The sequence below is a fragment of the Paraglaciecola hydrolytica genome (assembly GCF_001565895.1).
Classification (GTDB): Bacteria; Pseudomonadota; Gammaproteobacteria; order Enterobacterales; family Alteromonadaceae; genus Paraglaciecola; species Paraglaciecola hydrolytica.
The window spans coordinates 387119-400705 of sequence record NZ_LSNE01000003.1; the positions used below are offsets into that span (position 1 = coordinate 387119).

Consider the following 13587-nt stretch of genomic DNA (forward strand, 5'->3'; position numbering starts at 1 on the left):
GTAATCATGCAACAATTTACTTTTGTCCCTTATTTAAGTATCGGCTTTATCTAAGGTGTATCATTCTCGTTAAAATCCTCACGATTATGGAAACCTTATGACCCTCAATGAAATTATTGCTCTATTTGGCATCCCCGTTTTTAGTGTTCAGGATAAGGTGTTTACGCTAGGTGACATACTTATGTTGCCCGCATTTTTACTTGTGGGTTATTTGCTTATTAACTGGACTATACGCTTAATCGTGATGCGTATGCGCAGTAAAGGTGTTGCTCCAGATGTGGTGCACCTGGTGCGCCGTATACTGTTTATTCTAGCGTTTTTAGCGCTATTTATTACTACCCTCGACCTGATTAATGTGCCGATAACCGCCTTTGCTTTTTTATCTGGAGCGGTGGCAATAGGCTTTGGTTTTGGCGCACAAAATATTATTAATAACTTCATTAGTGGCTGGATCCTAATGTGGGAACGACCTATTAGAATTGGCGACTTTTTAGAAGTCGACGACGTAAAAGGCAACGTAGAGGCCATCAATACACGTTCAACTCGTATCCGTCGTACCGATGGTGTGCACATGATGATCCCTAACAGCAAGCTACTCGAAAATACCGTCGTAAACTGGACCTTGATGGATAACAGAAGCCGTACAACAATTAGTGTTGGCGTGGCCTATGGCTCACCTTGTCGCTTAGTGGCGAGTTTGATCGAACAAGCGGTTGCGGAGCAGCAAGATGTATTAAAAGAGCCTGCACCCACGGTTATTTTTGATGACTTTGGCGATAACGCCTTAATGTTTGTCACCTATTTTTGGATGAATGCCAGCGTCGAAGGGCACCTTAGAATGATCCGCAGCAACATCCGTTTTCGCATAGATGAATTGTTTGCAGAAAACGACATTTGTATTGCCTTTCCTCAGCGAGATATTCACATCGATGGTAATTTAACTGTGCGTAAAGCTGAAATTGAATAAGCTCATGCTTAGACGATTAAATCCCTGCCACTTTAAACAGGTTAATCGGTGATTCTATAATAAATTCCACATGTCGTTTTTGCAGGCTGAAATAACACACTAAACCATGGTCGTTTTGTTGCAAATGTACGAAGCGCTGGCAGGCTTGAGTGCGAGATACTTCATAAGTATCGGCAAAATTAAGCCATTCCAAAGAGTTAGCCAGTGCGAGGTAGTTGGGTTGTAACCAACTAAATTTATCCATAAAACTTTTGTCTTGATGTAGGCATAATGTCAACTGCTGATGTTGAGCTAAGTTGCAGTTTGCTGCAATTTTTTGCCCTTGCAGGTTTAATTTGAACTCATCCCCCTCAATACCTAAGTCATGGCATTTTTGCTGTAATTGACTCAGTAACTCAGCGGTTTCTTGCAACATAAAATCATCGGCGGGCTTCAAAAAATGAAGGGCTTTGTTATCCAGCGATGGGGTAATAGCTAACTGCGGAAAAACGGCGGTCAATATCGCAGAATTTCCCAATCCAGTATGTTGTTTAGTAACTCGCCGCAGGCCTGTTACGGGAACAATAATCCCTTGAGATAAAAAGGGTGATAACTCAGACACAAACAACTCGCAGATAATAAAAAGCTTAAGTTATTTGTGTAGTACAAGCTTTGTGCCAGCAAGTTAAAGTCCCATAAAATCATGGTGTTACTATAGGTTATTCAACGCTGCGCCAACTTTCTGACGTGCTATTTATTTCAATTCATAGTTAATACATGGCCATCCGACTAACAAGGAGGCAACCATACTTCATGTTTTCTAACACGGCGGAGTGGATTTTACTATCGGTGTATATAAATATTTGATATGTTACGTATATGTTTTGTTATGAAGTGTATGCTAAATGGGTATCGTTAAAATTTCTGATGAATTACACGAAGAGTTACGTAAAACGAGCGCTGTTATGCACCGTTCAATTAATGCGCAGGCCGAATTTTGGATAAAGATAGGCCGCCTGAGCGAGTCAAATCCTAGCTTAACCTTTGCAGAGATTATTCACGCTGAGTTGCAACAAAACAGTGTCAGTTTGCAGGTAGTTATCAATGAGTGATGTCATTATTAAATCCGCGAGCGAAATTGCCTTGATGCGAAAGTCCGGGGAATTGCTTGCGCAAGTATTTAAAGCCCTTGATGATAAAATAGCTATCGGTATGACCACTTTAGAAATTGATAGTTTTGTTGACGATTACATCGTTAATACACTCAAGGCTAGGCCTGCGAGTAAAGGTCAATATGGTTACGCATTTTCTCTTAATTCCTCGATCAACGAGGTGGTTTGTCACGGTGTGCCATCAGCGGTTAAACACTTAAAAGACGGTGATATTGTTAATATAGATATTACCCTAGAAAAAGATGGGTATATTGCTGACAGCAGTAAAATGTACTTGCTGGGGAATGTGTCGCTGGCCGCGAAAAAGCTTACTAAAGTCACCTATGAAGCCATGTGGAAAGGTATCGAGCAAGTTAAGCCCAATGCAACATTAGGTGATATTGGTTATGCCATTCAAAAACACGCCGAAAGTCATGGGTTTAGTGTCGTCAAAGATTATTGCGGACATGGTATTGGCGAAGAAATGCATGAAGCACCGCAAGTGCTACATTATGGTAAACGTGGTGTTGGCGAAGTACTAAAAGAAGGTATGACCTTTACGATCGAGCCCATGATTAATCAAGGCACGGCAAAAACCAAAGTCAAAAAAGACCAGTGGACGGTGGTAACGAAAGACAACAAATTATCTGCGCAATGGGAACATACTATTTTGGTCACCGCCGATAGCTATGAGGTCTTGACCTTACGGGATGAAGAAAAAACCTAAACCAGATTGTAAGTATTATATCTTGCTTTGAGACGTCTATTGGCTTGGCATTTTATGCTTTTGCTGCATCCAGCAATATCGAAAACTCCTTGTCACTCACCGGCATTATCGACAACCTATGGCCTTTTTTGACTAAGCCAATCTCGCTGATCTCGGGCATGGCTTTGATTTTTGCCAGTGGTAGTACTTTGGAAAATTTCTGTTTGAGTTTAACGTCTACCATCACCCAACGGGGTTTGTCGGGGCTGGCTTTGGGGTCAAAGTATTTTGATTCAGGGTTAAATTGGCTGTGGTCGGGGTAGGCTTCTTTTACTATTTCGGCTAAACCGGCAATGCCCACTTCTTTGCAGCTTGAATGATAAAAAAACACTTGGTCTCCCGCTTTAACCTCGTCACGCAAATAGTTACGGGCTTGGTAGTTACGGATACCGTCCCAGTGTTCGGTTTGTTGTGGTTTAGCCGCGAGATCGTCGATGCTAAAGGCATCGGGTTCAGATTTAAATAACCAATAATTCATCGTAAAATACCCTGTAAACACTCTGGTTTACAGGGTAACTGTGATCACAATTTACTTCAATAAGTGACTTATTTGCGGGCGTTTTGAATAAACTCTGCCAGCTTGGAGCCACTGAGCAACTTAAAGTTTTGTTTGTCGCTGGGCATCACATTATGGCCATCTTGTACCACTAATAATCCGTGGGGGAATTCACTACCTAAGGGCACAGAGACAATGTCTAGGCCGTCAGTTTCAGAGGCACCATCGATAGCCTTGGCTAGATTCATAGATATTTGAAAACTACCCAAATAACGGTTGTTATCTTCCAGAGCAAATACCCCGTAGCTGTTGTTACCTTGACTAGACGCGACTAAAAAACGCTGACCATCAAGGTGATAAATGCTCATGCCCTCTACGTCAGCTACAAACTCCTCACCCACTTCAGCGATCAAACGTGGCAGGCTTTTGCTCGGCTGGGCAGCAACTTGCCAAATACCACGCGCTTCTTCGCCAAAGTATAATTGACCATTAATATCATCAGCTACACAGCCTTCTGGCTGGCTGGCGACCTTAAATTCGCGCACTAAAGTGCCGCCAATTTTACTGTCGTTGTTATTCAGCAAATATTGCTGAAAACGTCCATCAGTATCATTGATAAATACATAATATTTATCCGCTGCCTGATACATGCATAAACCATAAACATCGTTTAGATCGGTGGTTATATCATTCAGCCAACTGACTTCGCCAGTGTTAGACTCGATAGCAAATAAACTGATGCTTTTATTGGTGCGGTTACTGGCCGCGGCGATGTCAAAAGTACGTCCGTTCAACTCAAATCCATAACGTAAATCCACATTATTAACCCGGCCAATGTCGAGTTGTTGCAGGGTATGACCTTGTAAGTTGTGCACCATCAGCCCGCGTTTTTTGTTGGTGGCTAAAATGCGACTGTGTTCTGGCTGTTGAGAGTTAACCCAGATAGCCGGATCGTCGGCGGCATCACCGGCTGAATCTACTGGTGTGGTTTCGCCATCGGCCGGTAATTGGGCAAAAGGCTTAGCTGCGACTAAGGCGGGTGCTAAAGGGATTTTAAGTGAGCTTTTATAATAGTTGCCCGATTCATCATCGTATAAACCTAATAACACAGCATCGTTTTGCACTAAGCCTATGGTATTTTCAACTGCGGTGTTTTTTGGCAGGCCATAAAAGCTTGGTTTTTGCTGCCCATCTATCAACCATATACCCTGTTGTTCAGGGGTGCTGAGCAATAAATCTCCATTAGGCAACACATTCACCGAGGTTAGTTCGCCTTCAAGTGGGCCAAAATCATCTGTGGCGATAACTAGTTCTCTGATTAATTCCGCCTCTGGATCCGCCTTATAACGCCACAGACCAATATTACTTTCGACTAAATACAGCGAGTGGCTTTGCTCGTCTACCGCGCAGGATTTAACTTCGGGCACGCCTACAAAGTTTCGCAGTACCACATCGCTAAGTTGTTGGGTGTTGCCATCTACAATGATACGTTGGGTCACTTGAGCGTGATCGTCGGCAATAAATAATGAACTGTGCCCCTGAGGTAGGGTATACCAACATACCGTTTCAACCCCAGCAGGATGAGAAAAAGAGTCCAGCAAACTAAATTGCTGAGTTTGCCAATCTAAACCTAGGATCACTACCTTGCCACTTTCTTTGTCTACAGTGGCAATTAAATCATGTTGTTTACCCTCAATCTGTACATTGGCGCGCCAGTCCAGCATTTCAAAATTACCTGCGAACTGACTCAGTGTTTTACCGCTAGCATCGCTTAATAACAAACCCTGAGTTTCACTGGTGAGTAACCAATAGTTTTGCTGTTGGTGGCGAATAGGAAAAGCCACTTTGCCAGCAATATTCTGATTAACAGCAAAATCCTGCAAACTCAGTTGCATGGTTTCAGTTGTTGTTTTGTCGTTACTAATTGCTTGCTGATTGGCTGTGCAGCCGGCTAACACACCAGTTAAGAGAACTAATCCACCAAGGGTTGTTTTCATTTTTTATTCCTCGCAATTTGATGCTGATAGATCACCTGCCCTGAGGCATTGATAAATTGGGTCAACAAGGCATTTTTAGTCACAGATACTGCTGCAAAACCCGCTTCTGATTTAGCAAAACGAGTAAATTCTCGCTGGGCAACCGGACGTACTTCTGAGCCTGCGCCCGATACATAATGAGCCACTGTGGTGCCTTGCGGTTGGTTGTGCTGCAAGTCATGTTCATGGCCTGCATAATATGCATCCACCTTATATTTTTCGAGTATGGGTTCAAGCACACCACGAATACCATCGGTCGTGCCATAACGTTTACCACTGGAATACAAAGGGTGATGACCGATAACGATAGTCCAGCTTGCCTTGGTTGTGGCGAGTTTATGTTCTAACCAAGCCAGCTGTTTGGCACCATCTTGTTTTTGAGTTTCGGCATATTTTGCTTCATTTTTATAGTCAGGGTTTAAGGGATTGGTATCTAAAAAAATCATCAGCACCGAGCTTTTATCGTCGATTGCAAAAGTCTTAGCATAATATTGGTTAGGCATGTTCCAGCGACGGCTGATATTGCTGTAGTCGATTTGCGCCTGCCAATTGCCTCGATAATCGTGATTGCCTAGGGTGACGTACCAATCTTCAAATAAGTGTGGGCCGTTGTAGATAGTTTCATACGAGCTTTGCCAGTAAGGATCATCGACCGAAGCCACGCCATTACTGTAAAAATTGTCTCCGGTGGTCACAATAAACTCACCATCCAATTGCATCATAGCCACATCCATCCACTTTGCTACCGGGCGTTGTTGGTAATGACCATTCCGACCCCAATCACCCAGAACCAAAAAATTCAGGCTTTTGTCGGGGATGGTTAACTGCTGGATTTGATGATTTTGATAGTAGGTTTCATCATAAATTTCTTGCGCTAAGCTTTGGCTAAAATTAAGTGTTAAACAGATAACTAAGCTTATTTTTAACCATAAGTGTGTAGAAAACATGTTTTCTCCAAAAAGACTTTAATCACGCGTGTCGTGCATAAAAATGAAAAAAGTGTGTCAGTCCATCTTGGATCAACACACCCTGATTTTAAAACTGTGGTTTATAACTTCCAGTTAAAACCTAACTCAAAAGTACGGCCATATTCTTCGTACTGGGCATTGACGCTGCGCTTATCAAAATAATGATAAAAAGGCTCGTCGTTTAAGTTGATACCGTTGAAATACACATACATGTTTTTGTTGATAAAATATTTGCCCATAAAGTCGAGTTGCTGGTGAGCATCTTCCATTCTGATCAAGTCACCGTCGATTTCTTCAAGGTTTTCACTTTTGTACGACAGGGTTAAACGTAAGCTAACGAGCTCATTTTCATAACCCACAGTTACATTGCCGACTTTATCAGATTGATTAGGCAAGTTGGTTTCGTAACGCTCGCCATCAAACAAAGTCACAGCTTCGGAGTCAGACAAGGTAGCGTTGGTAGACAACAATAAACCGTTATCAAAGGTTTTTACCCAAGCTAACTCAACGCCGCTCACTGTCGCTTTTTCACCATTGATGGGCTGCATGACTTCTTCGAAACCTTCCCAGCCAACAGTGCCGGCAACGTCAGCAATGATTACAAAGTTGTCGATATTTTTATAAAAATAACCCGCCGACAATACGCCGATATCACCTGGATAATATTCGAGAGTGAAGTCGATATTTTCAGCTTCAAAAGGTTTGAGCTCTGGATTACCAACTGAAGCTTCACGCTCAGTGACAAATTCGCCGTCATCTTCTTCGGTTTTTGATTCGATGATTTGGAAAGCTGCCGCATCTTCAAACTTAGGACGTGAGATAGTTTGCGTATAAGCAAAACGAGCAATTAAGTTGTCGCTGAACTCGTAACGCATGTTGAGACTGGGTAATAAGTAGTCATAACTACGCTCGCTGCCCCAAGGGGTATTAACCACTTCTTCTACGTCAGTTTGTTCGTTTTCGATTAGCTCAACTCGCATCCCTGAGGTGCTGAAATCGGTATTTTCGTAGCGCAAACCACCGACAATACGCAAATTATCCATATCGATTTTGGCCATCATGTACAGGGCCGTGATGTCTTCGTTATTGGTAAATGAAGCGCCATTTGATTCGATTTCTGAATCCAACTCTGCTACTTCAAGTGAGTTACGGTTTTGCTTGAAATAGTCACGCATATCAGCACGATTTAAACCCGGACCAAAATCTCCCAAACCCCAATCTGGCGTGGCAGTGGCAAACATTTCAGGATTGATATCATCAAAATCGCCATCAAAAATCAAAATGTCAGCGGTGGTTTGTTTTTCACGTGCGCGGTATTTAGCCCCAAATTTAAGCTCTACAGAGTGTCCTGCGAGCTCTAAAAAGCGCGTAACATCAAACTTAACACTGCTTTCAATATCTTGTGAATAGCCACCTTCAAGACTAACTTCGTCTAACTCGTAGTTAGCCAAGTCCATCACGGCAGCATCTTGAGTAACGACCGGAATTTGGCCTAACATATCAGAATCAATCGCCATTTCTTCACCTACAAAGGTGTAGTACAAAGAGTCTGACTCGTCTTCGGTTGCTTTTGAATAACCCAGTTGATAGGTCACTAACCAGTCATTTAACTGATGCTCGCCGCCACCGGTAAGGGATAAAATAGTTTGGCTTTCTTCTCTGTCTTTGCTGGCACGTTCAACTTCTGAGTCTTCACCGTCAAATACAAATACATTGCCCAAACGAAACTCATCATCGGTAAATTTGCTGTACATAGTGCGTAAGTAATATTGGTTGTTCATGTCAGGGCGAAAATCAAAATTTAGTGCCCCACCAATACGCTCACGGCTAATACTGTAATAACGTTGCTCAATTTCATCATCACCGTTTGACTCAATATTATCTGAGCCAAAACTGCGATCAAAGTACGACAGGGCCGCCGCGACACCAAAGGTATCGTTAAGTACAGTGGTATAACTGCCTGATACTTTAGGGCTGGTTTCTTCACGTAATTCATTTTGACTGGCCTGCACGGTAAGACTGGCGCTATCACCTTTGCGATCAAAGGCACTTAAACTCACCACATTAATCGAACCACCGATAGAATCAGCATCCATATCTGAGGTCACGGATTTAGATACCTCTAAACCTTGGATCAACTCAGAAGGGATAACGTCGAGTGCTACAGAGCGCACACCTGCTTCTGGCGAGGGAACGTTTAAGCCATTAATGGTCACGCTATTAAGATTAGGATCGATACCACGGATACCCACAAAACGGCCTTCGCCTTGATCGCGCTCAATGGACAAACCGGGCAAACGTTGCAAGGCTTCAGCGGCGTTTTGATCAGGAAATTGTCCAATGGCTTCAGCCGCTACGATAGATTTAATGCTGTCTGCAGCACGCTGTTGGTTAAGCGCCGCAGCTTGGCCAGCTCGTTGGCCATAAATCACAATGTTTTCTAAGTCGGCTTGGTTAGCTGCAAGCACCACGGTTTTTTCAAGAGTTTGCCCTGAACTAATAGTGATGGGCAATTCAATACTATCTACCCCTAAATACTGTACGACGAGGGTGTAGTTACCTGCCGGGACATTGGCAAAACGAAAAGACCCATCACGCCGTGAAACCGCACTTACACCTAATTCTTTAATATGTAGCTGAGCGCCGGCAAAATAACTAGTTTGGCTATTGTCGGTTAACAAACCCTGTACAGTGCCGGTTTCTTGGGCCAGTGTTGGTGTGCTGATCAATGCAGCTAGACAGGCTAGGGCTATTTTGGTTTTTACTCTTTTCATATCAATGTCTCTCAATTTATGTGCTGTGGTGGCAGGTGTTTTATAGGGCGCCACGCTAAGCACCTGCGATGACATTTTTATGACGACAAAAGATTAGCTTAGACAGAATAGTCTTAAAAACAGTCTAATTCAGGCTTGAATTACAAAAATTGAGCCAATTTGACCTGCGCTGAAAACCTCTAAAAATAAGGCTTTATGTACCTTTACCTTGAGTTAAAAAGGAGTTGTTTCATCAAATTGTCACTTTGCTGAGCCAAAATGACCCCTTCAGTCTTGATGTCCTACTTTAGGATAAAGGTTTAGTTAGCTCAGAGATGTCTATGAATTTTTCTTTATTGGCCCGTCACCAAAGGCTTATCTCCTTAGTTGCCGCCTGTTTATCTTTGTCGGTAAGCCTAAGTTTTGGCTTGGGCGAAGTAAAAACCTGGACCGAGATCGCGTGGCTCGATGTGCTGGGTGAAGGCAGTGTGGCTTTACTCTCTGTGGTATGGATAGTGGCAATTTTGGCCAGTCGCCCGCCGGGTAAAGTCACTAGCGCTTTAGTCATAGGTTTAAGTTGTTTTTTGTTTTCGGCCTTGCTCGATTGGTTTGACGAATTTGTGCATTTTGAAGCTGCTGCCGAAGGTTTAAGTATTATCGAATCCATGCCTGCCGCCTTTGGCATGTTGATCATGAGCTATGCCCTATATCAATGGCATCAAGAACAGCTGGCCTTAAATCGGCAACTGCACAGGCGTGAAACGGGCTGGCGAGAACATCAGCAAATCGACTTTATTACCCAGTTATATCGTATTGATTATATGCGTGGTCAAATCGACATGCAGTTACGCACCAAAGATGGCAGCGCGTTTTCAGTGTTAATGTTAGACATAGATAATTTTGATGCTTTTAACCGCAGTTTTGGTACGGATGAAGGCGACCGCTTATTACGTGAAATATCCGAGCTGATGTTGATGAATTTACGTAATACCGATTTGGCCTGCCGTTATGCTGGCGACCGTTTTATTTTGTTACTACCCGACACTGATTTACACCAAGCCGAAGAACTTGCTCTGCAAATCAAAACCGCTATTGCCCATCTAGCCTTTAAACCCGCAGCACAAGCCACTGCTGTTTATCATAGTTTGTCTTTTGCCGCCGAAATGGCTCGTCCTAATGACGGGGTCGAAGCCCTGATCAAACGAGTGAACCAAAGACTTGATAACTCAAGGTATGCCAGCTAAATGAAAGCGTCGACGCGACCTGTCGCGAGTGTCGCTTACAGCGCCGATGACAAGTTTATTCCTGCCCATCAGTTGGCGGCGAGTTTGATTGATCTCGCCATGTCGCGGGGCGTGGATAAAAACCGTTTGCTGCGTGGCACGCGCATTTTTTATCAAGATATTAGAACCGGTTCAAGTCAACTCAGTGCCGAGCAACTATTGCGCTTAATGGCCAATGCTAAGGCACAAGTAGGCGGTTATGACTGTGCATTTCAGTTGGGCCGCAGGTTGTTTCCGGGTAACTATGGGGCAATTTCAAACGCCTTATTACACTGCCGAAATATGCAAGACGTTTTGCGTTTGTTAAATGTATTTATGGCGCATATCTGTCCTTTTATGCAGGGCTATACTTATCGCGATGCCAATCAATATCATCTCGTCATTAACGATGCTTTAGGTTGTGGTACACAATGGCAGTTTATCGTTGAAACCTACTTTAGCGCTTTTGTGGCGGCGGCTAAATTGCTGCTAGGGCGCAGATTACCCTTTCATTTTGATTTTCCCTTTGTCCGGCCCCGTTACATTCAGGAATATGAAACCAACTTAGGTTTTAGGCTGAATTTTTCTCAGCCGGTGTTGCGTATTCGTTTTGATCTTGAATGGCTGAAAATGCCCTTTAACCAACAAAGTCAAAGCCTGAAGTGGCATGCGGTGCAGCAGCTCAAACAGCAAGCTTATCCATCACAAGGTTTTGTTGCCGCGGTACGAGATAGTTTGCGTCATAAACGCAATCAAAGTTTGCAAGATACGGCCCAGCAGTTTGCCATGAGTCCAGCCACCTTTAAACGTAAGCTGCAGCAACACGGTGTACGTTTTCAGCAATTGCAAGATGAGCTGGGTTTACAACAGGCCATCTATTTACTGCAAGTTAAAAAACTCAATAATGAAGATAGCGCTCATGTGATGGAGTTTTCGGATATTCCTAACTTTCGCCGAGCGGTAAAACGCTGGACAGGTTTTACGCCTACTCAACTGCGCATTGGTTAAATTTGGCCTGTACAAGCTCAAATATCAGTCGGGCGGCTAGTTTGGCGGTGCGATTATCAATATCGTAAGTAGGATTCATTTCTGCGACGTCCGCCAGTTGCCAATTAAAATTCAAATCTGACTGGGACTGCGCCAACCAATGCAGCATGTTGATCACAAACTGGGGTGAAATGCCCAGAGCACTAGGTGCGCTTACTCCGGGGGCGGCATTTGCCGGAAAAGCATCTAGGCAGATGGTCACATATAGCTCGTCTATCTCGGCTAACAGAGGGGTTAACAGGGCTTTAGCTTTTGCCTCATTACAATGGCTATCGAGTAAATAACGGGTATTGGTGCTAGTGGCCATATCAAATAAAGCCTTGGTATTGGCTGCTTCTGATATACCAATACAAGCATAGTGAAAATCTTCACCTTGTTGCTCACAGTGTTGGGCGATTTGCCAAAAGGGTGTGCCAGAGCTGGTCAGTGGAGCGGGTTTTCTTAGGTCAAAGTGGGCATCAAAATTTATGATGCCGATTTTTTTATCGCTGTGTGCCAGATGCTGCTGTAAACCTTGATAGCTGCCCCAGGCTATTTCATGTCCACCGCCTAGGCCAACCACAAAACTTGAGCCTTGCAGTGTTTCGATTAATAACGTGGCGAAGTCTTGTTGTGCGCTTTCCAGCTTACCATGGGCGATGATATCGCCCTTATCAAACAAAGACGTAGGCGCATGCCAGGCCATATTTGCCAAGGCAGCGCGAATGGCAGTTGGCCCTAATACAGCGCCCTCACGGCCTTTATTGGCTTTAACGCCTAAATCACAGGCGAAGCCGATAAGGGAACAACTCTCGTTAGAGCCACTGTTTTTATCGATGACCTGATGCCAGCGTAAACCACGTTCGGCATCTTCTTCATCGATGCGGCCTTGCCAATTAAAATAGTGTTTTGACTGCATCATAGTGTACTCAAGCGACCTGCATACCATTTCTTAAGCGGCCGATGTTGATTGATCCCGCAGACTAATTCAACCGGATGTTGGATATCCCACAAACATAGGTCAGCATCAAAACCCACTTGGATTTGTCCTTTGTGGGTTTGCAATCCTAGCGCCTTCGCCGCATGACAGGTTGCACCACGTAAGGCTTCTTCGGGAGTTAGTGCAAACAGCACACTGGCCATATTCATGGCCGTGAGGATAGAAGCAATAGGAGAAGTTCCGGGATTGAGATCAGTGGCCACCGCCATAGGAATATCGTGCTGGCGTAAAGCCACGATGGGCGGCTTTTTAGTTTCATGTAAATAGTAAAACGCGCCGGGTAATAATACCGCCACAGTGCCTGAGGCTTTTAAGCTGGCGACATCTTGCTCTGCCAAATATTCAATATGATCCACCGACAAGGCATTAAATTCAGCGGCTAAAAGCGCGCCTTTTAAATCAGATAATTGTTCTACATGGGCTTTTATTTTTAAGCCATGCCGCTGGGCAGCGACAAACACTTTTTCACATTGCTCTGGTGAAAAGCCAATACCCTCACAAAATACATCTACCGCCGAGGCTAAACCTTGTTGGGCGATTTGTGGCATAACTTCGTTACACACAAAATCAATATAATCATCGGCCTTGCCATTAAATTCTGGCGGCAGCGCATGAGCGCCTAAATAGGTGGTGATTACTGATAAATCAAGGTGTTGTTCTAGCTCTTTGGCCACTTTTAACATCTTGATTTCGGTATCAAGATCAAGGCCGTAACCGGATTTTATCTCAATGCAAGTCACACCTTCTGCAGCTAGGCGTTTAGCTCGGGCGATGGCACTTTGTAATAGCTGTTCTTGGCTGGCTGCCCGCGTTGCTTTTACTGTACTGCGAATGCCACCACCTTGTTTGGCGATATCGGTATAACTCACACCCAACAAACGTTGCTCAAACTCACTGGCGCGGCTGCCGCCATAAACCAAGTGAGTATGGCAATCGATAAAACCCGGCAATAGCCATTGGTCTTGGCCGTCAACATTGTGGTCCGCTGTTGGTAGCCTTTGATTCTCAGTAAAAATTCCAACAATTTTTCCATCTTTAATCGCCACGCTGGCGTTTTCAATCAAGCCGTAGGGCTTGCCATTAGCTTGCATTGAGGCGAGTTTCACCTGTTTTATTAAAACATCACAGTGTTGGGTCATGGCTATTAATGGTGGCGACAGAATAGCCTAACTGTACTTGCCTT

12 protein-coding genes are annotated in these 13587 nt (G+C 44.0%); 5 read left to right on the plus strand and 7 right to left on the minus strand.

Annotation, left to right across the window (positions count from 1 at the left end):
- The first annotated feature begins 97 nt into the window (after positions 1–97).
- On the plus strand, positions 98–967 hold the full coding sequence (locus tag AX660_RS04255; protein WP_068373019.1) for a mechanosensitive ion channel family protein: 870 nt from the start codon (positions 98–100) through the stop codon (positions 965–967).
- 16 nt (positions 968–983) lie between these two features.
- On the opposite strand, the gene AX660_RS04260 is transcribed toward AX660_RS04255, so the two are convergent.
- Positions 984–1568, minus strand: a complete 585-nt coding sequence (locus AX660_RS04260; protein WP_068373022.1) for a hypothetical protein — start codon at positions 1566–1568, stop codon at positions 984–986.
- Between the two features lie 283 nt (positions 1569–1851).
- On the opposite strand from AX660_RS04260, the gene AX660_RS04265 reads away from it, so the two are divergent.
- Positions 1852–2058 (plus strand): ParD-like family protein, encoded by a 207-nt coding sequence (locus AX660_RS04265; RefSeq protein WP_068373025.1) that lies wholly within the window; start codon positions 1852–1854, stop codon positions 2056–2058.
- Positions 2051–2824: a type I methionyl aminopeptidase gene (gene map, locus AX660_RS04270; protein ID WP_068373028.1), complete on the plus strand. Its 774-nt coding sequence runs from the start codon at positions 2051–2053 to the stop codon at positions 2822–2824. Before AX660_RS04265 ends, map begins: the two co-directional genes overlap by 8 nt.
- 52 nt (positions 2825–2876) lie before the next feature.
- Here the strand turns inward: map and AX660_RS04275 are convergent, their stop codons facing one another.
- The 4 genes from AX660_RS04275 to AX660_RS04290 all read right to left on the minus strand — a co-directional run bounded on the left by AX660_RS04275 (position 2877) and on the right by AX660_RS04290 (position 9137).
- Positions 2877–3341: an EVE domain-containing protein gene (locus AX660_RS04275; protein ID WP_068373031.1), complete on the minus strand. Its 465-nt coding sequence runs from the start codon at positions 3339–3341 to the stop codon at positions 2877–2879.
- Between the two features lie 68 nt (positions 3342–3409).
- Complete coding sequence (locus AX660_RS04280; protein WP_068373034.1) at positions 3410–5356, minus strand: phytase; 1947 nt, start codon at positions 5354–5356, stop codon at positions 3410–3412.
- Positions 5353–6342, minus strand: coding sequence for a purple acid phosphatase family protein (locus AX660_RS04285; protein ID WP_068373037.1), 990 nt, complete (start codon positions 6340–6342; stop codon positions 5353–5355). The genes AX660_RS04280 and AX660_RS04285 overlap by 4 nt, the downstream gene beginning before the upstream one ends.
- Positions 6343–6443: 101 nt before the next feature.
- Entirely contained in the window at positions 6444–9137 is a 2694-nt protein-coding gene (locus tag AX660_RS04290) for a TonB-dependent receptor (RefSeq protein WP_068375169.1), read from the minus strand.
- 320 nt (positions 9138–9457) lie between these two features.
- Between AX660_RS04290 and AX660_RS04295 the strand changes: the two genes are divergently transcribed.
- Positions 9458–10360, plus strand: a complete 903-nt coding sequence (locus tag AX660_RS04295) for a diguanylate cyclase domain-containing protein (RefSeq protein WP_068373038.1) — start codon at positions 9458–9460, stop codon at positions 10358–10360.
- Positions 10361–11386 (plus strand): AraC family transcriptional regulator, encoded by a 1026-nt coding sequence (locus tag AX660_RS04300; RefSeq protein WP_068373041.1) that lies wholly within the window; start codon positions 10361–10363, stop codon positions 11384–11386.
- On the opposite strand, the gene hutG is transcribed toward AX660_RS04300, so the two are convergent.
- Together hutG and hutI are read right to left on the minus strand one after the other, a co-directional pair.
- The gene (gene hutG / locus AX660_RS04305; RefSeq protein ID WP_068373044.1) at positions 11364–12326 is read right to left on the minus strand and encodes a formimidoylglutamase; all 963 of its coding nucleotides are present in this window, start codon (positions 12324–12326) and stop codon (positions 11364–11366) included. The two genes, AX660_RS04300 and hutG, sit on opposite strands and share 23 nt — an antisense overlap.
- Positions 12323–13543 (minus strand): imidazolonepropionase, encoded by a 1221-nt coding sequence (gene hutI, locus AX660_RS04310; RefSeq protein ID WP_068373047.1) that lies wholly within the window; start codon positions 13541–13543, stop codon positions 12323–12325. The genes hutG and hutI overlap by 4 nt, the downstream gene beginning before the upstream one ends.
- Between the last annotated feature and the right edge of the window lie 44 nt (positions 13544–13587).

What these genes read in the sequence shown, in the direction of transcription:
- AX660_RS04255 (WP_068373019.1), top strand. Translation starts at nt 98, where the DNA reads ATGACCCTCAATGAAATTATTGCTCTATTTGGCATCCCCGTTTTTAGT.
- AX660_RS04265 (WP_068373025.1), top strand. Translation starts at nt 1,852, where the DNA reads ATGGGTATCGTTAAAATTTCTGATGAATTACACGAAGAGTTACGTAAA.
- map (WP_068373028.1), top strand. Translation starts at nt 2,051, where the DNA reads ATGAGTGATGTCATTATTAAATCCGCGAGCGAAATTGCCTTGATGCGA.
- AX660_RS04275 (WP_068373031.1), bottom strand. Translation starts at nt 3,341, where the DNA reads ATGAATTATTGGTTATTTAAATCTGAACCCGATGCCTTTAGCATCGAC.
- AX660_RS04280 (WP_068373034.1), bottom strand. Translation starts at nt 5,356, where the DNA reads ATGAAAACAACCCTTGGTGGATTAGTTCTCTTAACTGGTGTGTTAGCC.
- AX660_RS04285 (WP_068373037.1), bottom strand. Translation starts at nt 6,342, where the DNA reads ATGTTTTCTACACACTTATGGTTAAAAATAAGCTTAGTTATCTGTTTA.
- AX660_RS04290 (WP_068375169.1), bottom strand. Translation starts at nt 9,137, where the DNA reads ATGAAAAGAGTAAAAACCAAAATAGCCCTAGCCTGTCTAGCTGCATTG.
- AX660_RS04295 (WP_068373038.1), top strand. Translation starts at nt 9,458, where the DNA reads ATGAATTTTTCTTTATTGGCCCGTCACCAAAGGCTTATCTCCTTAGTT.
- AX660_RS04300 (WP_068373041.1), top strand. Translation starts at nt 10,361, where the DNA reads ATGAAAGCGTCGACGCGACCTGTCGCGAGTGTCGCTTACAGCGCCGAT.
- hutG (WP_068373044.1), bottom strand. Translation starts at nt 12,326, where the DNA reads ATGATGCAGTCAAAACACTATTTTAATTGGCAAGGCCGCATCGATGAA.
- hutI (WP_068373047.1), bottom strand. Translation starts at nt 13,543, where the DNA reads ATGACCCAACACTGTGATGTTTTAATAAAACAGGTGAAACTCGCCTCA.